Genomic DNA, 25,195 nt, shown 5'->3' on the forward strand with positions numbered 1-25,195 from the left:
GCCCGACCGGACCAATCACGGAAAGCTCCCGCGTTGAAGCCCTGTACCAGCCGCCCGCCGGCCCGCTCAGCATCCCGGCCGCTACTCGCCGAGCGCCACGTCGCCCGACTGCTGGTGGGCACCCTAGCCGGGCGACTGCCCAACGGCATGGCCCCCGTCGCGATCCTCCTCCTGATCGCTGAGCAGGGCGGATCCCTCGCTGCCGGCGGGCTGCTGTGCGCGCTGTACGGGCTGGCCAGCGCCATCGGACAGCCGGCCCTGGGACGGATGGTCGACCGGCGCGGGCAGACCCGGGTCACAACCGCCGCCGTCCTGATCACCTCGGTCTGCCTCCTGCTGCTGCCGCACACCGACGCCGTCCTCCAGCCGGCACTCGCGGCCAGCCTCGTGGTCCTCGCGGGTTTGAGCACGCCCCCGCTGGAAGCGAACCTGCGCGCATTGTGGGGCGCCGTGCTGCCGGACCCCGAGCGGCAGCGTGCCGCCCTCGCGCTCGACACCGGAGCCCAAGGGCTGATCTACGTTGCCGGACCGCCGCTGGTCGCCCTGCTGTCCGCCGCGCACGGCCCCGGCGTGGCCATGACGGTCACCGCGGTGCTGGGACTGGTTGGCGCAACCACGGTGCTCAGTGCCGCGCCGTCCAGGAGGTGGCGCCCCGCCGCTGCACATGCTGGAGGGTTCCTCGGGCCTCTGCAGCATGGCGGGCTGCGGCTGTTGTTCCTCGCCGTCGGCGGTGTCGGCTTCGCCTTGGGTTCGATGAACGTGTGGGCGGTGGCGATGGCCGACCGGCACGGCGTGGCCCTGCTGTCCGGGCTGATCCCCGCAGCACTGTCCATCGGCAGTCTCGTCGGCGGCATCCTGTACGGCCGACGCCGCTGGCCGGGTCGTCTGAGCAGTCAACTCGTCACCACGGCGCTTCTGTTCGCCGCCGCCTGGGTGCCGCTCGCCTTGGCCCCCGGTCCGCTCGCCGCGACCGCGTTCACGGCGTTGCCGGGTCTCTTCCTCACCGCGCTGATCACCAGCGCGTTCCTGACCGTGGACGCGCTCGCCCCCGTCGGCACCCGCACCGAGGCGTACGCCTGGCTCATCGCCGCAGTCGGCACCGGGCAGGCCGCGGGCACCGCCCTCGCGGGCGTCCTGTCCACGGGCCCGTCCGCCGCCGCGCTACCGACCGCCGGAGCCGTCGCCTGCCTGGTGGTACTGCTCGGCGCCCGCCGCCGTCTCGCCACCCCGAGCAACCCGCGTTTCCGTGGACGGCACCGCCGCGCTCCAGCCCACGCCGCGCATCGCTGACCTGCACGGGACGACCGCGTGAACCGCCCAGATCTAAGTCTTTCCCCCTGAACTACCCCTCAGAGCAAGGAGATCAAAACACAAATGGCTGTCCGTACGAGCTGGAAAATCGTTCACAACTGTGGACACGAAGTGACGCACAACCTGTCCGACCGTCCGGCCGACCGGCGGGCCGGATTCGCACGCTGGCTCGAAGGCCGCGACTGCACCGACTGCTGGATGGCCGCCCGCGACTCCGACACGGAGTCCAAGGAGGCGTGGCTCGCCGCCAAGCGCGCTGAGGAGCAGCGGGCTGCCACGGAGTGGGCGGAGCGGTTCGACATGCCGCCGCTCGAAGGACCCGAGCGGGCCCTCGACTGGGGCGGGCGCTCCCGCCACCAGCTCGTCACCAGCGCATACGGTGCGCTGGTGAGCGAGGGCACCTGGAACGAGACCGACTGGGCCGTCCTGGAAGACAAGATCCGCACCGTCACGCGGGCGGGATGGTGGATCGACCAGCGCGACGCCGAGGGCTCTGACCTGCCCGAACTCCTGGATGCCGCAACGTCCGACGACATCGGAACCGAGAACCCGTTCCGGTAGAACGCGGGGTCGTATACCCGACGATCCCCGGTTACCGAAACCGGGGATCGTCCGGATCCTTAATCCTCCCACCGCCTCCCCGCGCACCTCGTGGAAGGAACCCTGCTGTGCCCGTTTCCCGCCACCCGCATGCCCCGGGTGACATCGTCACCCCCGAACGCGACGTCACCCACGCCCACTTCCGTCCCGGAGACCGGGTCGCGATCCTCAAGGGTGTCGCCGGAAGCGAACTGTGGGGCGACGCTTACAAGGTCGTCACCCCTTCATGGCACACACCGACCGACGAGGACGGCTGGCGTCTGTTCGACGCGGCCGGGGGCGAGCGCTCCTACATCACCGCGCACCCGCGCTACCTCGTCCACCTCTCCAGCCGTTGCCCTGACTGCCTCATCTACCGGCAGGCACTGCGCACTTACCTGGTGCCGCGTCTGGCCGGTGCCGACGAGGACATCGACTGCGGCTGGTACTCGGTCACCCACCTCAACCAGGTGGTGCACATCGCCGACGCCCGGGGCGGGAAGTGACACAAACCCTGCCGCGCCCGGAGCGCGCAGCCGCTCTGGCACGCGCGGCGTCGATCGCCATCGAGACGATCGGCGGCTCGCAATGGCCAGCACGCCTGGCCGAAGCGCTCTGTGAGCTGGATGCGACCTGGCAGGAGTCGGCCGACGTCTGCTCCGATGTCGCGTGGCGGGCCCGCGCCTCCGGGAACAGCGCGCTCGCGCTGCTCACGGTCGAACACGTCACCGACGCGGGGCCCGACCCGGTCGTCCAGCGGGCGTATCGGCACCTCTACCTCAGCTCGTTGCGCTACGACTTCCGCTGCCGCGACATCGAGGACCTCATGAACAAGGTGCCGGTGAGCGTGCTGAACGAAGACCCGTACAGCGAAGCCCTGTACGGCTTCTCACGGTTGGGGCAGTCACGCTCCGACGGCCTCGCCGTCATGCACCGGGTCCTCGTTGCCGCGCCCGGCCATCCCAAGACCCTGCACGTCCTGCTGCACGGTGTGTGGCTGGGCACGTTCCTTCCCGGCCGAGCGCCCCTGCTGCTGATGCTGGTGGGACTGCTCCCCAAGGGCGGACTCGACGATCCGATCGCACTGTTCCGCATGGCCTCGGCCCGGCGGACTCTGGGCCACTATCCCGAGGCCCTCACCGCCATCGACCACGCTCTGGAGCTGCTAGCGCCCGGCGAACTGGCAGTCCACGCCGACCTGGTACGCGAGCGCCTCCTCATCACCACCGCACACGACCTGACCCGCCTCATCCGCAACGGCCCGGACCCCACCCCATGATCATCCGCATCAACCCGCGCGCCCTCAACACCAGCGAGCCGCTCGCCGAGGCCCTCGGCCGCCCCGTCAGCAGCCAGGAGGGCCTTACCGACCACACGGTGGTCGCCCACTGGCCGGGACTGGACTACTACACCCCCTTCGACGAACAGCAGATCTGGACCGCCACCGAGTGGGCCGAGCATCTGGACGACCCCACCTGGCAGCATCCCTTCCCCGCCGACCCGAAAGGCGACCACCGCGCCATCTGGCACGCGGACGTGCGCCTGGCCCCCGACGACCGCGACCTCACCGGACCGGAGTGGTCCGAGATCGCCCACCGGATCGCCCGCGCCGCCGGCATCCAGCGCCCCGGCGACCATCAGGGCTGCCGCTGGATCGCCATTCAGGCACAGCCCGGCCGCCTCGATCTGCTCGCCAACCTCCTCCGGGTGGACGGCACCTGGGCAGAGCAGCCGCATCGGCTTCTCGCTCTCGTGACCGCCGAGGGCCGACGCATCGAGGCCGACCTGGGCCTCATCTCGCCCCGCGGAGGCCCTGCCCCGGATTCGGCCGCCCGCTTCGCCGCCCGGTACGCCACCTCACAGGCCAACATCAGCGATGCTGCCACGCAACTCGCCGGGCTGCTGGGGCAACTCGCCGACGAGAACACCGGGCCGCTGTCCACCGTCCGCGGTCTCGTCGAGCACGCGGCTCATCGCCTCGACCGTCTCCCACACGCTCACGCCCACGGTGGCGCACACCAGCTGGAGTTGATCGCACGCCGCCTGCACGGCATCCAGCAGGATCTCGACGCCACCGCCGCCGCCCTGCCCACCGCTCCAGCGGCCCCGGCGCGACCGATACCTCCGCCATACCGGGCACCGGCAGCCCCCGCTCCTCCCGGTGCCCGCCTTGCCCACTGACCCGCCAGAAAGAACCGCCTCTTGGCCCTTGCCGATCGTCATCTGAACCTGGGGCGCGACGAGCACTCCGGGGAAGTCCTCGCCCGCGGCGGCGATCTGGAAGCCCACAGCATTCTGCAGCGCACCGGCTTCGTCCCCGTCGTCCGCCTCCACGAGACCTATCACCGCCTGCCCGTCGGCCTCGACGCAGCCGAGGAGACACGTCTCGCCATCCGAGCCGTCGCCCGGCTCCGCGCCGTCAGCTACCACGTCGAGGCCGACGAAGCCTTCGACACCGAGACGCGCGAGCCGCACTACCTGCCGCTCGGCTCCCAGGTCGCTCACCTAGCCGAGCAGATCCGCGAAGCCACCACCAGCGACGAGGTCTCCGACGTACTGACCGAGCTGACGGCCTCCCACGACGGCGTGCTCATCGCCCTCGGCGATGTCCTCACCGCGGCTGCCTCTTTCTATTCCGATCTCGGCCAAGCCCCGGATCCGCACACCTCCAAGCGGCTGCAGTACCTCGTCGAGCACCGGCTCAGCGTCATCTGGTCCGACCTCACCCACATGCGCAACGACCTCGCCGACCGGCACCAGGACCACCCCCAGCGCCGCACCTGCGCCGCCGAAGTCGGACCGGACGAACCCGAAGCATCCGCCGTCTGCGCCTGCCCGCCGCCTCCACCGCGCCTGGCCACCAGCCCCGTCGCACCGCCTGCCGCACCCACCCCCGCCGCACGCCCCCGGCACTGACCCCCGCTCCCCTTCCTTCTCTGAGGAGACCATGCCCGACCCCACCCCCGACAGCGGCCTCGGCTCGTTCGCTGCCGTCCTCGCCGGCGAACTGCCCGGCGACTGGACCAGCACGTACCACCCGGACCGTGGCGGCCTCAACGTCCACCACGTCCTCACCGACCGCGTGTGGGACATGAATGACGTCGCCGAGGCCCTGGCCAAGCGCAACGTGGACCACTGTGCCGTGCTGGCCCGGCATGACGGCACCCGCCTCTTCGTCGCCGAGCAGCCGGGCCCCGGCGAGGGATACCTCATCGCCGCCATGGCCCCCGACGAAGTACCGGACCAGGCATTCAGCGGCGTACGCGAGCCCGACGGCATCGCGGTCGACGCCGACCCGTTCAGCGCCGCCGCGGACGTCACCCTCGATCTGCTGCCCCGGTACTACGTAGCGCTCGCCCAGGCGCGAGGCAACGCCGACGAGCTGGCACTACGGCAGACCGGTCCACAGCGCGTCGTCATGACCTGGGACGACGGCTCGCTCGTCGTCGACAAGCCCGACCGCCGCGACATCGCCCAGGTCCTGACCGAGAGCGGCTTCACTTTCGACCCGGACCGCGACGTCTACGTGTTGTCCGGTGACGACACCAGCGAACAGGCCGTCTCCGCACGAGCCGCTGGGGCCCGCCTGAGCACGCTGGGCCTCGGCGTCCAGCTGCGTCATCCGCAGGCGCGGCCGGCACTGGGCACCGCCCCGGCCGCGCCGCCGCCGACCGTCGCCTCCCCGCAACGAAGCCGATGACGCACCGCGACGACGAGCCGACCTTCTTCGCCCTGGACTACGTCACCATCACCCGCGACCCGCGCACCCAGCTGGTCGTCGCGATCGGCGGCGACGCTCGTGCGGCGGGCATCCTGCAGACCATCGGTGGTTTCTGCTCGGCCCCGGTCGCCGGCCGTGATTACCACCGTCTCCCCCACCACCTGCCGGTCGAGCACCAGCGCCATGGCGCCACGGTCGCGGCCCACGCCCTGCTCCTGGCCGGGTACAGCGTCCATCTCGATCCCTCTTTGAACACCCTGACCGTTCCGGACGGCGACCGGCAGGCCGCCCGCCGCTATCTCGACCGACTCGCTGAGCGCGCCCGTGCCGCCGAGACCGATCAGGACGTCGCCGCCGTCCTGTCAGAGATCGCCGCCCCGGAGGAGGGGCTGCTCCCGCAGCTGGTGCAGTCCCTGATCACCACGTGGGCGACGTGGGGCGAGCGCCGATGCGAAGCCGGCCTCGATGAAGAACCCGTGGACCAGCTGATGGAGACGACCAGCAGCCTTTCCGACAGCGCCCGGCGGATCACGCAGGTCCGCAACCAGGCCGCCCGGCACACCTCGCCGGCCGCCGCGCCCGAGAAGGCCGTCCCGCCTCCAGCCCCCTCGGCCGCGCCGTCTGCCCGACGGCGATAGCCCGACCCAGAGGAGCCACCCGCACGTGGGAAACCGTGCTGACGACGAAGGCACCGACGTCACGATCTACCGCAAGGCTCTGACCGACACCGTCCTCGCCGACACCCCCACCGGCGCGCCCGAACCGCTCCTGGCCCTGCTCGACCGCCTCGGCTTCGAACGCCAGACCCTGGCCACCGGCGAGCCCGTCCGCATCTGGCACGAAGCGCCCGGCAACCTCGACGAAGCCGCGAAGAAACAGCTCGCCACCCATGCGGTGCCCTGGCTGCACAAGGCCGGATACATGGTCCACATCACCGATGACGTCTGGGACTCCGCCGCCTACACCGACGCCGCCACAGCGATGCGCAACCAGAGCGCCCCGGCCCCTCCGCCGGCCGTGGCCGCCGTCCGATCCACCGACCGTCCGCCAGGCACCCGCCGCCGGTGAGACGACCGGCACCAGAAGCACGCCCCGGCATCCGCGCCGTACCTGTCCGTCACCCGACCAGTCTGTCCCCGTACCACCGGGGCCGGCAGCGACCCTCACCAGGAGCCCCCGTCACCGACGAACCCGACCGCGCACCACCACCCATCAGCTCCAGCCGCAAACCCCGCCTGGTCACAGCCCTGTTCCGCCGATACCTGCGCGCCGTGACCGTCGGCAGCAATGAACGCACCATCCCGCTGGCCGGCGGACGCCCCGAGGCGGCACTCGACGAAGCCCGCCGCCGCGACGCCCACCTCTTCGTCGACAGCAACCGCCTCCGACTCCACGACTAACACCGCCGAACCGCTTTGTTCAGGAGGCCCATGACCGACTCGAACCTCCCTTCCGTGCAACTGGCCGGAGCCGTCGCCGGGCAGATCGGCCGCCTCCGTCGCCTCCTCGCCCTGGCGCCGCCGCACGAGGCGGCCCAGATCCTCGCAGGCGTCCTCGACTATGACACCGGCATCCTCGGCGAGGTCACCCAACTCGTGGAAACCGGATCGCGTTTCGCGAAGGTCCACTCCGAGCACGGCATCCTGCCCCCCGAGGTCTGGCTGGCCCTCGGCCGCGCCGCCAACGAACTCGACAGCGTGGGCCGCGACCTCGCCGAGCACACCGACACGATCAAGCAGGTGGCCAAGCCCACCGCCCCCTCCAGCAGACCGACCGCTGCACCGGTCGCGTCCGCGATGGTCATCCGGCGGCGCCGGTGAAGAAGAACCAACAGTGGGCTGGCTGGGGCCCCACCAGCCAGCAGCCCCAGCAGCACTACCTCGTCGAGCCCCGCCACCTCGCCGGCGGCGGCGACGGGCGCTACGTCACCGAGTTCCTGCGCGCCTCCGGGTGGAAGGACAGGTCCAAGAACGGTGGACCGGTCGTCTTCGACAGCCCCGACAAGTCCGTGCGTATCGGATACGACCCGTACATCCAGCCCGGCGGCTGGACCATCAGCGGGAGGCAGACCGCGACGCAGGAGGCATGGCACGCCACCCTCGGCCGCCAGGTCCCCGTCGAGATCGTGGCCGGCGTCACCGACGCGCTCACCCGGCCGAAAACCGCGCACGCCCCCAACGTGTGGGGACCCCTCCAGGAACAGGGCTGGGATACCGAGCCAGGACTGCACTTCACCGCGCGCAGCCCCGACGGCGACGCGTTCGTCCGCTTTCACCAGTCGGCCCCCGGACAGGCGCACTGGTGGGCCGGAGCCCGCAACGAACACGGCCGGGTGTGGGAGGCCGTGTTCACGCCGACCACGCCGATGCACCTCGTGCAGGCGTTCAGCACCGCGCTCGCCGATCCGGAGCCGGTGATGCGGCCCCTCGGCCACATCCCGCCCTCCCAGAGGATCCGCACCACCTCCGTGTCCGTGCTGCCCTCGCAACTGGGCGCCTGGCAGCAGGCCAGGATCACCGCGGCTCGCACCGCCACCTGGACCAGCAACGCCTTCGCCACCAACAAGGCGCGCCCACAAGGCCCCGGAGCACGCCCGCCCGCCAAGGCCGGGCGGCAGCGGTGAGCCACGAACGCTTCTACTCCCGTGTCAACGGCCCGACCCTGCATCGCGTCAACACCGTCCGCTGGCTGGAAGAGGTCTCGCCGCCCCACCTGGCCGGAGGCGGCGACCCCCGGCACGTGACCGAGTACCTGCTCGCGTCCGGCTGGAGCAACCACGCGGTGCCCGGCTTCCCGCACGTCCTGCTGGAGAGCCCCGGCGGTCGCCTGCACCTCACCCTGAAGCCTCAACCCGACCCACACCACGCCTGGTGGCGTATCCACCCGGCTGAGAACCGCGCGTGGTCCGCCCAGTTCGGCGGTCATACGCCCGTCGAGATGATCGCAGGGTTCACCGACGCCCTCGACAGCCCAGCACCGGAGCGCGACGTGGGCCTGTGGGACCTCGCGGTCCATCGGGGGTGGACCTTGCTCCGGAGCGGGAAAGGGAGGGCGGCCGTGTCTCCGGACGAGACTGCACTCCTGTCCCTGGTTCCCTCCATATCGCAAACGCCTCAGTGGCGTTGGACCGTCCAGGTTTCCGCACCTCACCCCGAGGGGGAGCGTCGGCGGATCTGGATCGCCTCCATCGACGAAACCGCTCCGGCCACCGCGCTCGCCGGATTCGTCACCGCGCTCACCGAGCCCGGCACGCTGCTGCGCGACGAGGGCCAGATTCCGGCCCTCGCCTTCGGGTACCTCGACTCCCACCGAAGCGCCGTCACCCCCGAACAGCACCGTCGCCGACATCTGCAGCGCCTCGAAGCGGCTCGACGTCCGGGCTCACCGGACCCATCGCCGCCAGCGCCGCCCCCGCCCCGGGGCCTGCCCCGCCACAGGAAGCACCGCTGACCAGGTGCCGTACGCCCTCCCCATTCCCTTTCCCCGAAGGACGTTGATGCCCAACCCTTCTGTGCCCAGCACCGACCAGGTCGCGCAGGCGACCGCCACCCTGGCCCAGGCCAAGGACTACCTACGGACCCAGCCGCCCGTTTCGGACGTACTGCCGCTCCTCGCCGGACTTCTCGACGAGGACACTGGAGTGCCCATCCTGCTCGGCGATGTTCTGCGCAGCGCCGCGCGCCTCATAGCCGAGCAGACCAGCGCCGAGAACGACGAGATCCGCCTGATCATCACCGGACTTCGGGAGGCCGCCCAGGAGGCGACCGACTGGCACGTCCTGCACTGGGACGTGCAGCGCCTGCGCGGCTACGCGTCCAAGGCAGCCGGGCCGGCCACGGTCACGTGACGGCACGCCCGTACATCGCCAGCCAAGCCGACGACCCCTGGTCCCGTATGTGGTGCGACACCACGCCCCGCCACCTCGCCGGCCCCGGAGATCCGCGCCATGTCACTCAGGCCCTGCGGGCCGCCGGGTGGAAGAACTTCGGCGACCCCGACTTCCCCCACGTCGTCCTGGCCAGCCCCGACTACCAGCACACCCTCGTCCTGGAGCCCATACCGGAGACGTACGGCTCCTGGTGGCGGATCTCGTCGACGCCGTGGGGCGGTTGGCACGCGTCCTTCGGCGCCAACACGCCGGCCGAGGTCATCGCCGGATTCACCGACGCGCTCGTGCGCCCCGCTCCCCAGGGTGAGCCGGACATCTGGCCGACGTTGCGAGCAGCCGGCTGGACCTACGAGCGCGACGAACACGAATACGAGCACGCACGCCACCCGGACGGCATCACCACCATGGAACGGCGGGCCACGCCGGCCGGCTCCCACTTCGACTGGACTGCCGAAGTCGCACTGCCCAACGGGCTCGGCGGCCATACCCGGGTGTGGCACGCGTACTTCGACGACAGCACCCCTCGCCACCTCCTCGCCGGCTTCGCCGCCGCCCTCGCCGATCCGGCCCCCGTCTTCCGAGGCCGCTACGACGTCCCCCACTCCCACCTGGTTACGCAGGTGGAACGCGGTGCCATAGGTGATCAGCTCGCCGCCGCACACGACGAGCGGCTCAAGGCCATCCGAACAGCAGCCCGCAAGGCCCGTCGCGCTACCGCACTCACCACACGGCCGGCCCCGGCGCCCGGTGTCGAGACGACCACGGCTGCGGCCCGCAGCCGCTGAGCGGTGCGGAGCGGCCCCATCCGCTCCGCACCGCGCCCAACCACAACCGCTCGCCCGAAGGACCTTCTTGACCATCTCACTTGAACCCGGGGGCGAGGAGCACTGGCTCTACCTGCGCCAGCTCGCCCACTACCTGCGTCGCAGCCGGCAGATCCTCGCCGCCTGGGACCACTACTCCGCACGGCACTGCGACCCCGAGACGTTCCAGCCCCACGACGAGGACGCCTACGGTCGGCGCCAGCAGCAACGCGACGCCGACACCCTGGCTGCCTTCGGCCGCGTGTACTACCACGCCGACGAACTGGTGTATGTCGCCGAACAGCAGCTCGCCCAGCTCCCGGCATCCGACCGCACGCGGCGCTACGCCTGGCGGGTACGGGAGCTGCGTGAGGCCACGGAACGCCTGTACGCCGTTTACAACGACTGGCTGACCGTACGCGCCGCGCTGCCCGAGAGCGCCCGGCCCGGCACGTCGGCCTACGAGGAACCGCTCGCCGAGAGCTATGCGGAAGCGTGGCACTACCTGGACCAGTGGGCGATCCACGGCGAAGCCGTCTTCGCCGTCAACGCGCTGGCCGAACGGCAGTCAAAGGCCGGCGCGCCCACGGCGGTCGCTGCGACTCCGGCACCCGCCGTTGCTGCCAGGGTGCGGAGGGGAGCACGGTGACCGAGTCCATCGAGCAGACGCTCATATCGCCCGGCTATCTGGCCGGCAGTGGCGACCCGGCCTGGGTCACTGTTCCCCTCCGTCGCGCCTGCGGCTGGAGCACCGCCGGGGATCCGCTGGTGCCGCGGGTCATCCTCACCAGCCCCGACCAGCTCGCCCAGCTGCGCATCGCACCGGACCCGAACCCGGCCGAGCCGTGGTGGACCCTGCGTCATGCGCACCACGGTGATCAACGCGCCTGGGAGATCACCTTCGACGCCCAGACCCCGGTCGAGATCATCGCCGCGGTCACCGACACGCTCACCGCTCCCGCCCCACCGCCGACGGCGTCGGTCGACCCGTACCGTCCGCTGCACGCGGCGGGCTGGCACGCTCCCCGCCACCACGACGGTCTCACCTCGCCCAAGGGGATGAGTTCGCCCAACGGCCTGGCGCGGGTCGATCGGATTGTCGACGAGAGCGGACGCAGTGCCGGCTGGGTCGTCGAAACGTCCGTCCATCACCGCCACGCGATCTGGCGCGCGCACGTAGACGGCAACACGCCGTCCCACGTGGTGTCCGCGCTCTTCGGCGCACTGGCCGACACGACGCCCCTCGTCCGGCATCCACACCACGTTCCCCCGCTGGCCGTCACGCACGGCACTACCAGCACCCGGCAGGTCAGCACAGACTCCGTCGCCTTCGCGCTCAGGAACCGCACCACCGCCCTCGCCCAACGCAACTCCGCATCGGCGCCTTCCGCTCCGCCGCCGGCCCCCACGCCGCGCCGCACCCGCTGAGCAGCATCACAGCGCCCCTTCCACGCTCCCTGGAACAGCCCCTTGCCCCAGCCCAACTCCGCGTCCACCGACGGATACGACATAGCCTTCCGCGTCCTGGGCATCGCCCTTGCCATCGCGGTCCCCCTGTCCAATCTGGCCTGGGTGGGCGGCACGATCACCGCCAAGATCACCGAGGCCGGCCCCGGCGCCCCCTACCACCCCGTCCAGGCCCTCCTCCATCCCGAACAGCTCTGGCCCCACCTCGGTGAGACGCCCCTGCTGATCGGAACCCGCATCGTTCCCGGCACCCTGCTGCTGGCCCTTGCCGTCACCGCCGCCGTGCTCTACAAGCGGCACAAGAACGGCGGAAACGGACGCAAGAAGCGCGTCGTGGGCATGGCCAAACACAAGGACATCGAACCTCTGATGTCCAAGGCCATCACTGCCAAGGCCCGTTCTCTGCGCCCGAGTTTGAAGGACGCCAAGCACATCGACGCAGCCGATTCCGGCATCCTGCTCGGCAACCTCCAGGGCACCAAGTACGAGGTGCGGATGGGATACGAGGACGTGGCCGTCGCGATCATGGCGCCCCGCTCCGGAAAGACCACCAGCCTGGCGATCCCGTCCATCCTGGCAGCGCCCGGCCCGGTGCTCCTCACCTCCAACAAAGCCGCCGGGGATGCCTACACCGCGACGATCGACGCACGGGCAGCCGTCGGCCGGACCTGGTCGATGGACCCCCAGCAGATCGCCCACGCCGAACGGGCAATGTGGTGGAATCCGCTGGCCGACGCCAAGACCCTCGACGGCGCCGGGAGGTTGGCCGGCCACTTCCTCGCCGCCTCCGTGGACGCGAGTCAGCAGGGTGACTTTTGGTCCAAGGCCGGGTCGAACATCCTGAGCCAGCTGTTCCTGGCCGCCGCGCTGGCCGAGAGGCCGATCACCGACGTGATGGCCTGGCTCGCCTTCCCCGCCGACCGAAGCCCGCTCGACATCCTGCGTGACAACGGTTTCGCCGCAGTCGCCGCTCAACTCAAGGGAACGGTGGAGGGGCCGCCCGAGACACGCGATGGCATCTATGAGACGGCCCGCCAGTATGCCGCCGCCCTCCTCAACACGGAAATCGCCGACTGGGTTACCCCGCAGAAGACCGTGCCGGAGTTCACCCCGTCCACGTTCGTCACCTCGACGGACACGCTCTACCTGCTGTCGAAGGACGGCGGTGGCGGCGCCTCGGCGCTGATCGCCGCGTGCGCGGACAGCGTGATGCGGGCCGCGACCGCCCAGGCCGAACGCGCGGGCGGACGCCTGGACCCGCCGATGCTCGCGATCCTCGACGAGGCCGCGAACGTCTGCAAAATCTCGGACCTTCCGGACCTGTACTCCCACCTCGGCTCGCGCGGCATCATCCCCATCACCATCCTGCAGAGCTACCGCCAGGGCCAGAAAGTCTGGTCTGACGCGGGCATGGACGCCCTGTGGTCCGCCTCCACCATCAAGGTGATCGGCTCCGGCATCGACGACCCCGACTTCGCCGACAAGCTCTCCCGGCTGATCGGCGACCACGATGTCGAGACGACCTCCACCTCGACCTCGGAGTCCGGCAAGTCCACCTCCGTGTCCATGCGGCAGGAACGCATCCTGGCCGCGGACGCGATCCGCGCGCTGCCCAAGGGCACCGCACTCGCGTTCGCCACCGGCATGCGCGCAGCCATGCTCGATCTGCGCCCCTGGTATCTCGAACCCGGGGCCGGCGAACTCTCCGCCGCCTCCGACCGCGCCTCTAAGGGCATCACCGCCCGAGCCATCGCCAAGGCCGCCCCGAAGCAGTCCGACGTCGGGCCCGCCGCGTAGGGCGACTGCCTCGCTCGCTCCCCGCCGCGCATCATCCGACAGCTCACCTGGAAGCCGCCCATGACACAGGTCCACGACGTCCCCGACGACTGGAATCCCAACCATCGCTGCTGCCTCGAATGCGGCAACAGCGACCCCGACGTCACCCTGCGGGCCCTCACCCACCCCGCCACGAACCAGCAGGCCCTCGCCTGCACCCGACACCTCGCCGACGTTGCTGCCGTCCTCGCTTCCTACGAGCCCGCCCACCTCGCAGAGGAACAGCGAGCGCCGAAACCCTCCACCACTCCGACGGCACCCTCGACACCCGCAACCCGCCGTAGTCCTAGCGCATGACGCCACCGCCCACCGAAGCCCTGCTGTTCGAGGTGCCACCGCCGCCGACATCCGTCGAGCGGCTGCTCCACCTGGCCGACCAGTACACCCAGCACAACGACGCTCTCGACCTCGTCCTGCGCACCACCGCCACGTCCGGGCCGAACACCCATGCCGACTCGGCCCTGCGCACGGCAGCCAGCACTCAATCCGCGATCAAGGCGATCCAGGGCGAACGGCTCTACGAGAGCGTGGAGCTGACCGAGACGGTCATGCGCCTGCAGCAGCTCGCCTTCCTCGCCACTGCCTCGGCGGACCTCCGTGCCGGGACAGCGCGCCAGCTGACTGCCCTGGCCCCGGAAGCCGCCGTCAGCTGCGCGGTGACCCTGGCCACCGAGATGCGCAGACGCCGCTGGGCCTCCGCCCCGGTCGCCGATCTCCGGCTGACAGCCGTGCAGTGCGAAGCCCTGACCCAGATCGCCCGCGGGCACGTCGTGGCCGGCAGCTCTCTGGAGCGCGAATTCACACGCTCCAGAGAGCCCAAGGTGCTGATGAGCACCCTGCGTTCCCTGGAGACGAGGGGCCTGGTCGAGAGATCCGCGGACTCGGCGCACCCCGCCTACGTCGGGGGCCCGCCCCAGGACCGCGTGCGCCTCACCGAGACGGGCATCGCTTCCCTCGCCTCTGTCCTCGAACTGCCGCCGGCCAGACCGAGTGCGGCACCTGGGACGACGCCCCGCCCCCTCCCGGCCGCCGCGCAGGCCACCGCCCGAAGCCGCTGAACCATCCCAGGAGCCCCCATCCCCACGCCTCCGACCGATCTCCACGAACAAGTCCGCCAACTCCGCCAGTTGGCCCGTGACTTCGAAGCCCTCAAGCTGCGCGTGCACGACGTTTCGTACACGCCCGGAACGGACGCGCTGCGCCGCATCGGCCCCCTCCTCTTGCAGGCTCAGGACCTCACTGCCACCGCCATGGTGCGCCTGACCGCGCTCGACAACAGCGCGTACACCCACGTCGCCGGCAGCCGTGCCAGCCTGGACCTGCTGTCCTCGGTCGTGTCCTCGTCATCGCTCGCCGGCACGGACCTGGCCCATGCCCTTCTCGCCAACCCCTACGAAGGAGCGCAGTTCGCCGGTTACCCGGCCGACGACGAGGCGGCACGCGCCCACCGGCACGCCGAAGCCATTCCGAAGATGAGCGGGCACCTCAACGATGCCGTCCACCAGCTCGACCTGTGCGCGACCGGCTGCCACTACCTCGCCCACGGCATCACCGAGGACCTCACCTCCGCTCAAGATCACAAGACGGCGGCCGTCCGGCAGACGGCAGGGGCCGCGTTCAGCCCGGCCCAGTACGACGCTCTCACCGCGCTGGCCGCCGGCGGACTGCTGTGTGAGAGTTCGGCGCGGGGGCTGGGCGTCACCCGGGTAGCTACCGAGGACGGCACCCGCGTCTCCATCGCCACCTACCGCGCTCTGGCCAAGCGCAAGCTGGTCCGCTCCGACACCGGCACCTCACTTTTCCAGGGGCAGAAGATCACCGTGACCGAGGCGGGGCAGCGCGCCTTGGCCGAGCCTCGGCCTCGCGCCGCCCTGTCAACGGCAGCGTCCACCGCCCCGAAGGCCACTGTGGCGGCGCAGGGTGTTCGCCGATGAGCCCGTACGCGCCCGACGAACGGGTCATGGTCTCCCCGCGGTACATGGCCGGTGCCGGGGACCGGATCGCCGACGTGATCGGCCCCCTTATCCACCTCTTCGGCTGGAAGGCCGAGCACGATGCCGGCAACGGCGACGTCGGCATCGACAGCCCCGACGGCAGCGTGTCGGTCGACTTCGTCCCGCTGCAGCCGCTCGGACGCTGGTGCAAGGTCGTCCACCACGAGCCCTACTGGGAAGCGGTGTTCAGCCGACAGGCACCGCTGGAGGCAGTGGCCGCGTTCACCCAGGCCCTGCCCCAGATCCTCGGTGATGACCGCCACGCCGAGCGGATCCCGGTCACACGCGAGCCCTTGGGGCAGATCGCCGCCCTCAACGGCTGGTCTGCCGAGAGCAGCTCCTTCGTCTCGCCCGACCGGTACTGCCGAATCGAGCACACGCCGGACGCGGACGATGCCTGGAAAGTCGAGCACGTCTACTTCGAGAACGATCCGCTGGCCACCTTCATGGGGCGCACCCCCGACCACCTCGTCGGCAACTTCTTCGCCCATCTCGCCACGCCGAACGCGGTGGAGCGCGCCTTCGCCGACATCCCCCTCAGCACCCGGTACGAGCACAGCGGCCTGATCACCCCGGTCCGCGGGGCTGCGATCAACCCACAGGTCGCTCACGCCCTCGCCCAGCTCGGCCGCCCCCGCCATCGCTAACCATCTCCTGTTACGGAGCCACCCCTGTCCGAGAAGACCCTCTCCGTCGATCCGGCCGATCAACTCCTCGCCCTGGCATCCGACTTCACCCGCTTCCACGACCTTCATCTGCGACACGCGGTGAACGGGAACCGGCCCGCTGACATCCTGAATGCGCAGGCGACGCGTGCCCAAGCCCTGGCCAACTCGGCGCTCGACATCGTCACCAGACTCAATAAGGAGTCGATGTACCACAGCCCCGTCATCAGCGCCGTCTACGCCCGGATTCGCCAACTCGCCCACCTGGCCTATGACGCGGCCGACCACCTGATCGAAGCCGGGGACGTCCTCATCCATGCACAGGCGGGACTGCCCATGGAGCTGGGCGACGGCTTCCTGGCCGTCCCGAGTGAGCAGGACGCCCGCCAGGAGATCGGACGGCGCTTCACCCTCGTTTCGCAGCTCACCGCTCTCGGCGCCTCCGACGCCGTGGTGACCGCCGAACAGTACGTCGCCGAACGCCGCCACTACGGCTACCTGCCCGCGCATCAGCCGCCCACCCTGTCGCGGACCCAGAGCCGCACACTGCTTGCGGTCGCCCGTGGGGAAGTCACCATCAGCAACGGCCGGCCGTGGAACCGCCGCGAGCACGACAACTTCAGCATCAGCACCATCCGCGCACTGGAAAGCCGCGACCTGATCACGCGCGAGGACTGCCAGCTGTGGCTCGTGGACGAGCGCGTGCACCTGAGCCCGGCCGGGCGCCGCGACCTCTCCGCCTCTTTCGCCTACCCCCGCCCGGCTGCCCCGACCACCACGCGCCCGGCCCTGCAGTCGAGCGGCGCTCCGCAACCGGCCCGTAGCCGATGACCCGCCCCCCGAACACCCCGAATCCCGAGACGACGGCGGCCGGCGCAGCCGCCGCCGCGCGCACCCCGGACACACGGATAGGCCGCTACGACTGGGAGAAGGCCCGAGGGCCCATCGCCGCGTTCGGCGAATCCAAGTCACTCGGCGCATGGGCCATCGATCCCCGCTGCCAGGTGAAGAAGGAAGCACTGCGGACACGGCTCGCTCTGGGCTGGGATCCCGAAGTAGCCGTCATCAGGCCCAAGCACGAACTGCCCACCCTGCAGTTCACCTTCGGCGAGAAGACGCTGACGCTCCGCGGCTGGGCCGAGCAGTCGGGAATCAAGTACCACACGCTCTACGGCCGCATCCACACCCAGGGCCTCTTCTTCGAAGAAGCCCTGGACAAGGGGCCCGACGGCGAGCACTTCATGGTGCCCGTGACCGCTTTCGGCGAGACGAAGCCCCTCTACCGATGGGGAGTGGACCCGCGAGCGAACGCCTCCATCAGCACCATCCGGAAGCGCATCAAGGCGGGCTGGAATCCGCAGATCGCCATCACCGAGGAACCCGAGAACCGGTCCACCCTCGGTACCGGACAGCCCTACAGCGCGTGGGGCCAGCGGATGAGTCTGCCCGACTGGGGTCGCCTGTCCGGCATCCCCGAAGAGGTCATCCGTGGCCGGATGCACGGCCACGAACTCACCCTCGAATCCGCTCTGCACTCCCTTGGCTGGACCCCCGAAGCCTCTGCCACCGCCACATCGCTGCTGACCGTACAGGTCCACCAACTACAGCCGGGCGACCTGATCGTTTCCGCCGAGGCGTCCTCCGGCGAGATCACCGTGCGCCGTCACCACGTGGACACCCATCCCCCTCGGCGCGCTTCACGCCCGATGGCACAAAGGCCAGCCACCGCACCGCCCGGTCCTCAACCGGCTCGTCGCTCAGCCGGGCGCTGAACCCGCATCTCTGGAGTTCCTACGCCTTCCGACACCCCCTCCGTGCACGACTTCGCCCGAGTGCTCGCCGACCAGATCCCCGGCGCCGCTCCCCGCGACGTCAGTGTCCACTTCACCGTCCGGCGCCAAGCCGCGGCCCAGCACGGCTACCGCTCCCGCGGCGGCCCCGTGACGGTCTACGCCCAAGCCCTGCACGCCCAGCTCTACGGCCTGCCCACGGACGAGGAGCCTCTTCCCGCCGCCCCCGACGCGCTCCTGCAGGCCGCGCACACCGCCGACGGGCCCGAACGGCAGAGCCAGGTTCTGCAGCAGCTCGCCGAGCAGCTCCGCAACGCCGCCGAGATCCTCGAATGGGCACGCAACCACGCCCACTGGCGTCAACTCCCCGCCCCCACATGGGAGTGGCTACGCGACGCCACGGACCGTACGCGCGACCTCGCCGACGGCCTCGACACCGTCTGGCCCTGCTTCACCGCCGAACCGACTGCACGCGCGGCGCCGCCCCAGCCAGTCCCGCATCCCGCCGCACCGCGCACTGCCGCAACTACGCCCGTCCCGTCGGCCGGCCATCGCCGCTGACCTGCGACAGCGCCTCCACTGAGAAGGACACACCCTGGCAACCGCCACCCGCCTCCACACGGTCCTCACCCAACCCCAGTGCGCACTCGGAGTGTTCGTCCCCGCCGGCGTTCATCATCCGGATATCCAGTGCCACCAGCTCGACCGCCTCGCCCAGGCCGGGGCCGACCTGTTCGAGATCGGTCTGCCCTGCGCCAACCCGGCCCTCGATGGCCGCCTCATTCGGTCCGCCTATCACCGGGCCCTGGTCAAGGGGGAGGTCATCGACCGCACCGTCGGTGCCGTCGCACACGCCGCGTCGCTGCGTCCGACGGTGGTGATGACCTACTGGGAACCCGTCCTCCGCCACGGCGCCGAACACCTGGCTCGCCTGTTCGCCGAGGCGGGCGCTGCGGGGATGATGGTGGTCGACCTTCCTCGCGATGAAACGCTCCGCTGGCACCGCGCCGCCCGCGCCGCAGGTCTGTCCGCGCCTCACCTCGTCCCGCGCACCACGGCAGACGCCGACCTCCGCACCGCGGTCGACGGTGCGTCCGGCTCGCTCTACGCACCCGCCAGTACCGGCCCCACCGGCTACCGCGGCCCCCTCGACCTGCCGACCCTCGATGCCTTCGCCCAGCGGCTGCGCGCCGCAAGCCAGCTGCCCGTGGTCTCCGGGGTGGGCATCTCCAGCCCCGTCCTCGCGGCCCACGTGGCGCCCCTGGTCGACGCCGTCGTCATCGGCACCCCGGTCGTCCGGGCTCTGCTGTCGGACCCGGCCCCGGCCGCCGCCGTGACGGCCGCATTCGCCCACGCGCTGCGTACCGGGATCGGCACGGCACCCGATGCCTGAGTCCTCCAGCCCCCACGAGGCTGTGGACCGAATCGCGGCCGACGCACGTGCCCTTCAGCAGTGCCTGCGCCACGCCCCCATCGACTGCGCCCAGGTCCTGACCGACCGGGTCACCGAGGCACAGGCACTCGCGGCCAGCGCGCTCCACCTCTTCCTCGACCTGGAGCGGGAGCCGTCGCACGACTCGTCCGCGCACCTGCTCCGCCTCGACCGTGCGGCACGCACCGCCAAGGCGGCCCAGGACGCGAGCGCGGAACTGACCGCCGCCCTGGCGCGGGCTGTCGAGAACCAGTGCCGCAGAGCCGACGCCCCGACATCACCGCCTGTAGTTCTCCGGCCCACGCCGCAGCAGTTCGTTGCCTCGGCCGCCGACCTGCTCGACGGCCTCCTCGCACGGTGCCACGCGCTGCGCCGAGACCACTCCCAGCCGCCTGCCGTACCCGTACCGCCGGCGCGCTGAGGCCCCTACCGCTTCCCACGCCCTCCAGGACCCACCATCACCGAACAGCCCCAGTTCCGCGCCCTGTCCCTCGGCGCCGGAGTCCAGTCCAGCACCCTGCTCGCCCTGTCCGCCGCAGGCGACCTTCCCAAGGTCGATTACGCGATCTTCGCCGACACCGGATGGGAGCCCCGCGCCGTCTATGACCACTTGGACCGCTTGGAGCGTGAGATAGCCGCTCCGGCCGGCATTCCCGTCCTGCGTGTGTCCACCGGCAACATCCGCGACGACGCCCTCGACCCGCACCACCTGTTCGCCTCCATGCCGCTCTACATCCTCAACCAGGACGGCAAGGCCGGGATGACCCGACGGCAGTGCACCGGCGAATACAAGATCAAACCGATAAAGAAGCAGGTCAGAGCCCTCCTCGGCTACCCCTACCCCGCCCGGATTCCACGGGAGGTGTTCGTCGAGCAGTGGGTCGGCATCTCCACCGACGAGTTCCACCGCGCCAAGGACGCGGACGTGAAGTACATGCGGAACCGGCACCCGCTCATCGACCTGGGCTGGTCGCGCACCGACTGCATCCGGTACCTGTCCTCCCTCGACCTCGCCGACACCCCGAAGTCGTCGTGCTTGGGTTGCCCGTTCCACGGCAACGCGCAGTGGCGCCACATCCGTGACACCTCGCCCGAGGAGTGGGCGGACGTGGTCGAATTCGATGCCGCCATCCGCCAGGGCAACGCCCGTGCCAATGCCGGCGGCAACCCGCTGCTGGGAGAGGCGTTCCTGCACCGCTCCCGCGTACCCCTGGCCGACGCTCCCATTGATCACGTCACCGCCGCCGAATGGGCCGCCATGCAGCAGGAACTGGGAGACGACGAAGACCCCGCCACGCTGGAGGAAGGCGTCACAGACGGCTGCTCGCCCTGGGCCTGCCGCGGCGACGCGGACGCGCTGACCCGGGACGACTTCGGGCTGGCCACGTGATCGTGCTCGATCTGTTCGCCGGGCCCGGCGGCTGGAGCCACGCTCTGACCATCCTCGGGGTGCGCGACGTCGGCCTGGAATGGGACGCGTGGGCCTGCAAGACCCGCGCGGCGGCGCGGCAGTTGACTATCCGCACCGACGTTGCGATGTATCCGGTGGGGCCCTTCGTCGGAAGGACCACCGGCCTCATCGCCAGCCCGCCCTGCCAGGCATGGTCGATGGCCGGAAAGCGTCTCGGGCTTCGCGACCAGCCGCTGGTTCACCAGGCTCTCGCCGACCTCGCCGTCGGCCGCGATACCCGCGAGCAGCTCCTCACCGCCTGCCAGGACGAACGCTCGTTGCTCGCCGCCGAGCCCATGCGCTACCTGCACGCCCTCAACCAGCACGGCCAACCCGAGTGGATCGCGATGGAGGAAGTGCCCGACGTCCTGCCCTTGTGGCGTCAGTACGCCGCGGTCCTGCGTGGCTGGGGCTTCTCGGTGTGGACGGGGATCCTGAACGCGGCGGACTACGGAGTGCCGCAGACGCGACGGCGCGCGATCCTGCTCGCCTCCCGCACCCGTACCGCCGAGCCCCCGCCGCCCACGCACGCGAAGGTCGCCGAGCCGGAGTCGCTGTTCGGGCCGGGCCGTGCCCGGTGGGTGTCCATGGCCGATGCCCTCGGCTGGGGTGCCACCGACCGCCCGGTGCCGACCGTGTGCGCCGGCGGAGGCCCGGGAGGTGGCCCGGAGCCGTTCCCGTCCGGATCCCGCAAGACCCTCAGTGACGCGCGCGACCGCGGAACCTGGAGGCCCCAGAGCACCCTCGTCCTGCAGTCCCGCCGGGAGGGCGCGGGGTGGTCGGCTCGGCACGGGGCCAGGGAGAACCGGCCGGCCGACGAGCCGGCTCCCACCTTCACGGGCGAAGCGCATCGCTGGTCATGGTCCCTGCGCAGCAACAACCAGTCCAACGCGACGGTCCGCCGGTCCGACGAGCCGGCCGGCACCCTGTTCTTCGGCCATCGCGCTAATGAATGCGTCTGGATCGCCGAAGCCGCCCCCAGCGCCTCTGGCGAGGAGCAGTCGGCGCCGGAGTCCATCCGGATCACTGCCCAGGAGGCCGGCCGTCTGCAGACCTTCCCCGCCGACTATCCCTGGGCCGGGAACAAGGGCCAAGTCTTCGGCCAGATCGGCAACGCGGTGCCGCCCCGGCTCGCCGCCCATCTGCTGGCCCCGCATCTCGGCAAGACCCTCAACCCCGACGACTTCACCCTGGCCGCCTAGATGCCCCACTCCGCCGACCCGTACGAGGACGACCTGGACGACCTGCCCTCTCCGCGGCCCGTCCACTACGCCGAGCAGTCCCTGCTCGGGGCGCTCCTCCTGGACCCCCACCGGCTTCCCGACATCCGCGGCCTGGGAACGGAGCAGTTCAGCAACCACGCCCACGGTGCCCTCTTCCAGGCCATGCGCACGGTTCCGCTGCCCGATCCGGAGGACCACCGTGCCGACCCTGCCTGGCTCAACACCGTCCTGGCCGCCGCCCGTCCCCAGGCCCCCGGGCTGACCGCCTCCTACCTCCACACCCTCGTCCAGGTCTGCCCGTGGCCCCAGCACGCGCCCACGTACGCCCGGATGATCCAATCCGATCACGCCCGGCGCACGCTGCTCATGCACGCCCAACGCCTCGACCAGACCGCGACCGACTCGACCCTGCCCAACCGGGCCGTCGCCACCCTGGCCCAGGCCGACGCCTTCGCACAGTTCCTGGACACGCTCGCCGGACAGTTCGCACCGCACCCCGGCTCCCTGCCACGCACCGTCCTGCCGATACAACCCACGGCGCGCAGCAACGAGGAAGCCCTCGACGAGGAACGACTCCTCCTCGCCACCGCCACCGCGCACCCGGCAGCGCTGAACGACATGCGCTGGCTCCAGCCCGAGGATTTCACGCAGCCCCTCCACGCAGCGCTGTGGCAGTGCCTGACCTCGCTGGTCCACCGCGCCGAGCCCGTGGACCCGGTCACCGTGCTCTGGGAAGCCCAGCACCGCGGACTCCTCACCGCCGACCTCGCCGCCGGTGACCTGATGGCCTTGGTCTCCACGCCCGTCGGGTCAGCCGAATACTGGGGGGAACGCATCCTCCAACGCGCCCTGCTGGCCCGCGCGTGCGACGTCGCCACACGGATCGCCACCTACGCCGAAGACCCGGCCAACACGACGCACCAGCTGATCACCGGCAGCCGCCGCGCCCTGGCCATCCTCACCGCCCTGCGCACCCGCTGGCAGAGCAGCACCGCCCCCACACCACCGACGACTCCCCGTGCCCCGCGCAGCCCGGCCGTCACCCGGGCCGGTCCGCCGGCCCGGGCCACCGCAGCACGAGCACTCCGATGACCCCCGCTCCGGCCGGCCCACGCCGGCCGGAGCCCTGAAACGAGACCAGATTGCCGCACCCCGAAGCCGCCCCTCGCATCCGTCTCGGCCTGTACCAGGACCGCTCCAGCGCCGTCACCGCCACCATCACCGGCAGCCCCACCCGCACGATCCACGCCCTCCTCACCATCCACGGCTTCGAGCCGCTGGACGAACAGACCATGGTCATGGCGCGCATCGACCGCGAGGAACCGCACTACGCCGAGCAAGCCGCACGCGCCCTGCGAGCCGAGAACATCACCGTGGACATCACCCCTGAGCTGCGCGAGGAGATCGACACCGAATGGACCTGGGCCAACTACCCCATGCCCTGGTGCTCGCGCGAGGAGATCCGCGAGGTGTCCAACGACGCCCAGAAGATCTACGACGACATCCGGCACGGGCACCTGATCATCCACGCCTACGCCCACGACGGCTGGACCACCGTCGCCGTCGGCACCTACCGCGAAGGCCAGAGCATCCACCTCCACGGGGAGAACCACCTGCGCACCGAATCGATGCGGTACGACAACCCCGTCGACGCCATCACCGAGTTCGATCGCCTCTACGGCGACGCCGTACGCCCCGGCCCGGCGCCGGCCACCAGCACGGAGCGCGAAGCTGAACAGGCTCGCACCTCGCTACCGAGTACGGCCGACACGCCGACGGCCCCGGCAACAACCCGGCTCGTAGACGCCCACGTTGCCGCAGCTGGCAACCACGAAGCACTCCTGAACGACTTTCTCGAGTCGCACGGGGAGTGGGAAAAGTGGCGGACCTGGTCGGACGAGACCACCCACGCAGTCCACGAATCCCTCGTCCTGCGGGCCGAGTTCGTTCACGAAGCCAACCGTGACGACGCCCAGTGGAAGATCGCGGCGTACGAGAGCCCGGTCGGCGAGCGCCTGTGGCACGCCACCGCGACCGCCACGGTCCCCGTGGCCATCGTGCGGGCGCTGCTCGAAAGCCTCGACTCCGCGGATACCGTCGAGATCGCCGCCGGCACCGTGGTCTCGGAGGCCAACGTCTGGGAGGCCACCCGCCCGTTGTTCGACGCCGACTGGGACCACAGCGTCGACGGCCGCTTCATCCGATGGCAGGCACCAGGTGATCACTCCGCAGGTGTCCAGTTCGATGCCTTCGCAGCAAACTTCCGGCAGTCCGACCTGCCCGTCTGGACGTTCTGGGGCGAGGGCAGCACCGACGCCCCCGAGTGGGCGCTGCACTTCTCGACGCACGCCGCTGTCTCCGTGCTCCAAGACGTCGCCGTCGAGGCGGCCGGTCGATACGCAAAGCCGTTCGCCTCCGCGCGGCGGCAGAGCAGCCTGCGCAGTGCGTCCCCCGTCCCAGCCTCACATAGAGCCGCCCCGGCCAGAACACGCTGATGCGAGCGCCAACCTCACCACAACGATCTGCCCTCGCCCGCCGAGCGCTCCTCACCTGACCACCTCGGCTCGATTCACCGCGAGCGCAGTGCTATTCCGGTACAGGAGTCCAGGTCGTCAGCGGGGCGTGTGGGGCAGGATGGTCATCGAAGCATTTCAAAACCGGGATGCTCGCGGATGCCGAGCCGCTCCACCGGGACGGACTCGGGTGAAGTGAAGGATTGCAGTATGGCCAGCGGCACTGTGAAGTGGTTCAACAGCGAAAAGGGCTTCGGCTTCATCGAGCAGGACGGCGGCGGCCCCGACGTCTTCGCCCACTACTCCAACATCTCCGCTAACGGGTTCCGCGAACTCGTCGAGGGCGAGAAGGTCACCTTCGACGTCACCCAGGGTCAGAAGGGCCCCCAGGCGGAGAACATCGTCCGCGGCTGATCCCATGCCGCCGGCATTCATGTGGGGGTGCCCGCCGGTTACGGCGGGCGGCCGAATGCCGCGGGATGTACCGGTCAACGAACTGGTCCAGGCCCTCGACGGCCCGTC

32 protein-coding genes are annotated in these 25,195 nt (G+C 70.7%); all 32 read left to right on the plus strand.

Annotated elements, in window-relative coordinates:
• The first annotated feature begins 33 nt into the window (after window positions 1-33).
• The 32 genes from AB0F29_RS15310 (at window position 34) to AB0F29_RS15465 (ending at window position 25,087) form a co-directional block, all read left to right on the plus strand.
• Window positions 34-1,290 (plus strand): MFS transporter, encoded by a 1,257-nt coding sequence (locus AB0F29_RS15310; protein WP_361871885.1) that lies wholly within the window; start codon window positions 34-36, stop codon window positions 1,288-1,290.
• A gap of 84 nt (window positions 1,291-1,374) precedes the next feature.
• Window positions 1,375-1,872, plus strand: coding sequence for a hypothetical protein (locus AB0F29_RS15315; RefSeq protein WP_361871888.1), 498 nt, complete (start codon window positions 1,375-1,377; stop codon window positions 1,870-1,872).
• A gap of 107 nt (window positions 1,873-1,979) precedes the next feature.
• Complete coding sequence (locus AB0F29_RS15320; protein ID WP_361871890.1) at window positions 1,980-2,396, plus strand: hypothetical protein; 417 nt, start codon at window positions 1,980-1,982, stop codon at window positions 2,394-2,396.
• Window positions 2,393-3,169, plus strand: coding sequence for a hypothetical protein (locus tag AB0F29_RS15325; RefSeq protein ID WP_361871893.1), 777 nt, complete (start codon window positions 2,393-2,395; stop codon window positions 3,167-3,169). Before AB0F29_RS15320 ends, AB0F29_RS15325 begins: the two co-directional genes overlap by 4 nt.
• Window positions 3,166-4,071, plus strand: a complete 906-nt coding sequence (locus AB0F29_RS15330) for a hypothetical protein (RefSeq protein WP_361871895.1) — start codon at window positions 3,166-3,168, stop codon at window positions 4,069-4,071. The genes AB0F29_RS15325 and AB0F29_RS15330 overlap by 4 nt, the downstream gene beginning before the upstream one ends.
• A 21-nt stretch (window positions 4,072-4,092) precedes the next feature.
• A complete protein-coding gene (locus AB0F29_RS15335; protein WP_361871898.1) occupies window positions 4,093-4,806 on the plus strand; it encodes a hypothetical protein in 714 nt (237 codons plus the stop codon).
• 31 nt (window positions 4,807-4,837) lie between these two features.
• Window positions 4,838-5,590 (plus strand): hypothetical protein, encoded by a 753-nt coding sequence (locus AB0F29_RS15340; protein WP_361871901.1) that lies wholly within the window; start codon window positions 4,838-4,840, stop codon window positions 5,588-5,590.
• Window positions 5,587-6,249 (plus strand): hypothetical protein, encoded by a 663-nt coding sequence (locus tag AB0F29_RS15345; protein ID WP_361871903.1) that lies wholly within the window; start codon window positions 5,587-5,589, stop codon window positions 6,247-6,249. The genes AB0F29_RS15340 and AB0F29_RS15345 overlap by 4 nt, the downstream gene beginning before the upstream one ends.
• Before the next feature lie 25 nt (window positions 6,250-6,274).
• On the plus strand, window positions 6,275-6,679 hold the full coding sequence (locus tag AB0F29_RS15350; RefSeq protein WP_361871905.1) for a hypothetical protein: 405 nt from the start codon (window positions 6,275-6,277) through the stop codon (window positions 6,677-6,679).
• A gap of 203 nt (window positions 6,680-6,882) precedes the next feature.
• Complete coding sequence (locus AB0F29_RS15355; protein WP_361871908.1) at window positions 6,883-7,011, plus strand: hypothetical protein; 129 nt, start codon at window positions 6,883-6,885, stop codon at window positions 7,009-7,011.
• A 30-nt stretch (window positions 7,012-7,041) separates the two neighbouring features.
• Window positions 7,042-7,431, plus strand: coding sequence for a hypothetical protein (locus AB0F29_RS15360; protein WP_361871910.1), 390 nt, complete (start codon window positions 7,042-7,044; stop codon window positions 7,429-7,431).
• Window positions 7,428-8,234: a DUF317 domain-containing protein gene (locus AB0F29_RS15365; protein WP_361871912.1), complete on the plus strand. Its 807-nt coding sequence runs from the start codon at window positions 7,428-7,430 to the stop codon at window positions 8,232-8,234. The genes AB0F29_RS15360 and AB0F29_RS15365 overlap by 4 nt, the downstream gene beginning before the upstream one ends.
• Window positions 8,231-9,061, plus strand: coding sequence for a DUF317 domain-containing protein (locus AB0F29_RS15370; RefSeq protein WP_361871914.1), 831 nt, complete (start codon window positions 8,231-8,233; stop codon window positions 9,059-9,061). The genes AB0F29_RS15365 and AB0F29_RS15370 overlap by 4 nt, the downstream gene beginning before the upstream one ends.
• A gap of 46 nt (window positions 9,062-9,107) precedes the next feature.
• Entirely contained in the window at window positions 9,108-9,458 is a 351-nt protein-coding gene (locus AB0F29_RS15375; RefSeq protein ID WP_361871916.1) for a hypothetical protein, read from the plus strand.
• Complete coding sequence (locus AB0F29_RS15380; protein WP_361871919.1) at window positions 9,455-10,285, plus strand: DUF317 domain-containing protein; 831 nt, start codon at window positions 9,455-9,457, stop codon at window positions 10,283-10,285. Before AB0F29_RS15375 ends, AB0F29_RS15380 begins: the two co-directional genes overlap by 4 nt.
• 67 nt (window positions 10,286-10,352) lie before the next feature.
• Entirely contained in the window at window positions 10,353-10,952 is a 600-nt protein-coding gene (locus tag AB0F29_RS15385; RefSeq protein ID WP_361871921.1) for a hypothetical protein, read from the plus strand.
• Window positions 10,949-11,731, plus strand: a complete 783-nt coding sequence (locus AB0F29_RS15390) for a DUF317 domain-containing protein (RefSeq protein ID WP_361871924.1) — start codon at window positions 10,949-10,951, stop codon at window positions 11,729-11,731. Before AB0F29_RS15385 ends, AB0F29_RS15390 begins: the two co-directional genes overlap by 4 nt.
• Window positions 11,732-11,773: 42 nt before the next feature.
• On the plus strand, window positions 11,774-13,567 hold the full coding sequence (locus AB0F29_RS15395) for a TraM recognition domain-containing protein (protein WP_361871926.1): 1,794 nt from the start codon (window positions 11,774-11,776) through the stop codon (window positions 13,565-13,567).
• Window positions 13,568-13,627: 60 nt separating this feature from the next.
• Window positions 13,628-13,903 carry a hypothetical protein gene (locus tag AB0F29_RS15400; protein ID WP_361871928.1) on the plus strand — a complete coding sequence of 92 codons (276 nt, stop codon included), beginning with the start codon at window positions 13,628-13,630 and terminating at the stop codon, window positions 13,901-13,903.
• Window positions 13,900-14,664, plus strand: a complete 765-nt coding sequence (locus AB0F29_RS15405) for a hypothetical protein (protein ID WP_361871931.1) — start codon at window positions 13,900-13,902, stop codon at window positions 14,662-14,664. Before AB0F29_RS15400 ends, AB0F29_RS15405 begins: the two co-directional genes overlap by 4 nt.
• A gap of 69 nt (window positions 14,665-14,733) precedes the next feature.
• Window positions 14,734-15,540 carry a hypothetical protein gene (locus tag AB0F29_RS15410; protein ID WP_361871934.1) on the plus strand — a complete coding sequence of 269 codons (807 nt, stop codon included), beginning with the start codon at window positions 14,734-14,736 and terminating at the stop codon, window positions 15,538-15,540.
• Window positions 15,537-16,247, plus strand: a complete 711-nt coding sequence (locus AB0F29_RS15415; protein ID WP_361871936.1) for a DUF317 domain-containing protein — start codon at window positions 15,537-15,539, stop codon at window positions 16,245-16,247. The genes AB0F29_RS15410 and AB0F29_RS15415 overlap by 4 nt, the downstream gene beginning before the upstream one ends.
• Before the next feature lie 120 nt (window positions 16,248-16,367).
• Window positions 16,368-17,096 (plus strand): hypothetical protein, encoded by a 729-nt coding sequence (locus AB0F29_RS15420; protein WP_361871939.1) that lies wholly within the window; start codon window positions 16,368-16,370, stop codon window positions 17,094-17,096.
• The gene (locus tag AB0F29_RS15425) at window positions 17,093-18,037 is read left to right on the plus strand and encodes a hypothetical protein (RefSeq protein WP_361871941.1); all 945 of its coding nucleotides are present in this window, start codon (window positions 17,093-17,095) and stop codon (window positions 18,035-18,037) included. The genes AB0F29_RS15420 and AB0F29_RS15425 overlap by 4 nt, the downstream gene beginning before the upstream one ends.
• A 42-nt stretch (window positions 18,038-18,079) precedes the next feature.
• Entirely contained in the window at window positions 18,080-18,616 is a 537-nt protein-coding gene (locus AB0F29_RS15430) for a hypothetical protein (protein WP_361871944.1), read from the plus strand.
• A gap of 34 nt (window positions 18,617-18,650) precedes the next feature.
• Window positions 18,651-19,448, plus strand: coding sequence for a tryptophan synthase subunit alpha (gene trpA, locus AB0F29_RS15435; RefSeq protein ID WP_361871987.1), 798 nt, complete (start codon window positions 18,651-18,653; stop codon window positions 19,446-19,448).
• Window positions 19,441-19,908 (plus strand): hypothetical protein, encoded by a 468-nt coding sequence (locus AB0F29_RS15440; RefSeq protein ID WP_361871946.1) that lies wholly within the window; start codon window positions 19,441-19,443, stop codon window positions 19,906-19,908. The genes trpA and AB0F29_RS15440 overlap by 8 nt, the downstream gene beginning before the upstream one ends.
• 96 nt (window positions 19,909-20,004) lie before the next feature.
• On the plus strand, window positions 20,005-20,877 hold the full coding sequence (locus AB0F29_RS15445; RefSeq protein ID WP_361871990.1) for a hypothetical protein: 873 nt from the start codon (window positions 20,005-20,007) through the stop codon (window positions 20,875-20,877).
• Complete coding sequence (locus tag AB0F29_RS15450; protein ID WP_361871948.1) at window positions 20,874-22,139, plus strand: DNA cytosine methyltransferase; 1,266 nt, start codon at window positions 20,874-20,876, stop codon at window positions 22,137-22,139. Before AB0F29_RS15445 ends, AB0F29_RS15450 begins: the two co-directional genes overlap by 4 nt.
• Window positions 22,140-23,252, plus strand: coding sequence for a DnaB-like helicase N-terminal domain-containing protein (locus AB0F29_RS15455; RefSeq protein WP_361871951.1), 1,113 nt, complete (start codon window positions 22,140-22,142; stop codon window positions 23,250-23,252).
• A 50-nt stretch (window positions 23,253-23,302) separates the two neighbouring features.
• Window positions 23,303-24,655: a DUF317 domain-containing protein gene (locus AB0F29_RS15460; RefSeq protein ID WP_361871954.1), complete on the plus strand. Its 1,353-nt coding sequence runs from the start codon at window positions 23,303-23,305 to the stop codon at window positions 24,653-24,655.
• Between the two features lie 228 nt (window positions 24,656-24,883).
• A complete protein-coding gene (locus AB0F29_RS15465) occupies window positions 24,884-25,087 on the plus strand; it encodes a cold-shock protein (protein WP_070199705.1) in 204 nt (67 codons plus the stop codon).
• Window positions 25,088-25,195 lie beyond the last annotated feature (108 nt).

The organism is Streptomyces sp. NPDC026589 (assembly GCF_040638385.1).
In the GTDB taxonomy this organism is placed as follows: domain Bacteria; phylum Actinomycetota; class Actinomycetes; order Streptomycetales; family Streptomycetaceae; genus Streptomyces.

Bases quoted from the DNA above. Each gene is read 5' to 3' on its own strand.
- AB0F29_RS15465 (WP_070199705.1), top strand. From the start codon at position 24,884: ATGGCCAGCGGCACTGTGAAGTGGTTCAACAGCGAAAAGGGCTTCGGC.
- AB0F29_RS15330 (WP_361871895.1), top strand. From the start codon at position 3,166: ATGATCATCCGCATCAACCCGCGCGCCCTCAACACCAGCGAGCCGCTC.
- AB0F29_RS15415 (WP_361871936.1), top strand. From the start codon at position 15,537: ATGAGCCCGTACGCGCCCGACGAACGGGTCATGGTCTCCCCGCGGTAC.
- AB0F29_RS15315 (WP_361871888.1), top strand. From the start codon at position 1,375: ATGGCTGTCCGTACGAGCTGGAAAATCGTTCACAACTGTGGACACGAA.
- AB0F29_RS15400 (WP_361871928.1), top strand. From the start codon at position 13,628: ATGACACAGGTCCACGACGTCCCCGACGACTGGAATCCCAACCATCGC.
- AB0F29_RS15375 (WP_361871916.1), top strand. From the start codon at position 9,108: ATGCCCAACCCTTCTGTGCCCAGCACCGACCAGGTCGCGCAGGCGACC.
- AB0F29_RS15345 (WP_361871903.1), top strand. From the start codon at position 5,587: ATGACGCACCGCGACGACGAGCCGACCTTCTTCGCCCTGGACTACGTC.
- AB0F29_RS15405 (WP_361871931.1), top strand. From the start codon at position 13,900: ATGACGCCACCGCCCACCGAAGCCCTGCTGTTCGAGGTGCCACCGCCG.
- AB0F29_RS15455 (WP_361871951.1), top strand. From the start codon at position 22,140: ATGCCCCACTCCGCCGACCCGTACGAGGACGACCTGGACGACCTGCCC.
- AB0F29_RS15340 (WP_361871901.1), top strand. From the start codon at position 4,838: ATGCCCGACCCCACCCCCGACAGCGGCCTCGGCTCGTTCGCTGCCGTC.
- AB0F29_RS15440 (WP_361871946.1), top strand. From the start codon at position 19,441: ATGCCTGAGTCCTCCAGCCCCCACGAGGCTGTGGACCGAATCGCGGCC.
- AB0F29_RS15360 (WP_361871910.1), top strand. From the start codon at position 7,042: ATGACCGACTCGAACCTCCCTTCCGTGCAACTGGCCGGAGCCGTCGCC.
- AB0F29_RS15425 (WP_361871941.1), top strand. From the start codon at position 17,093: ATGACCCGCCCCCCGAACACCCCGAATCCCGAGACGACGGCGGCCGGC.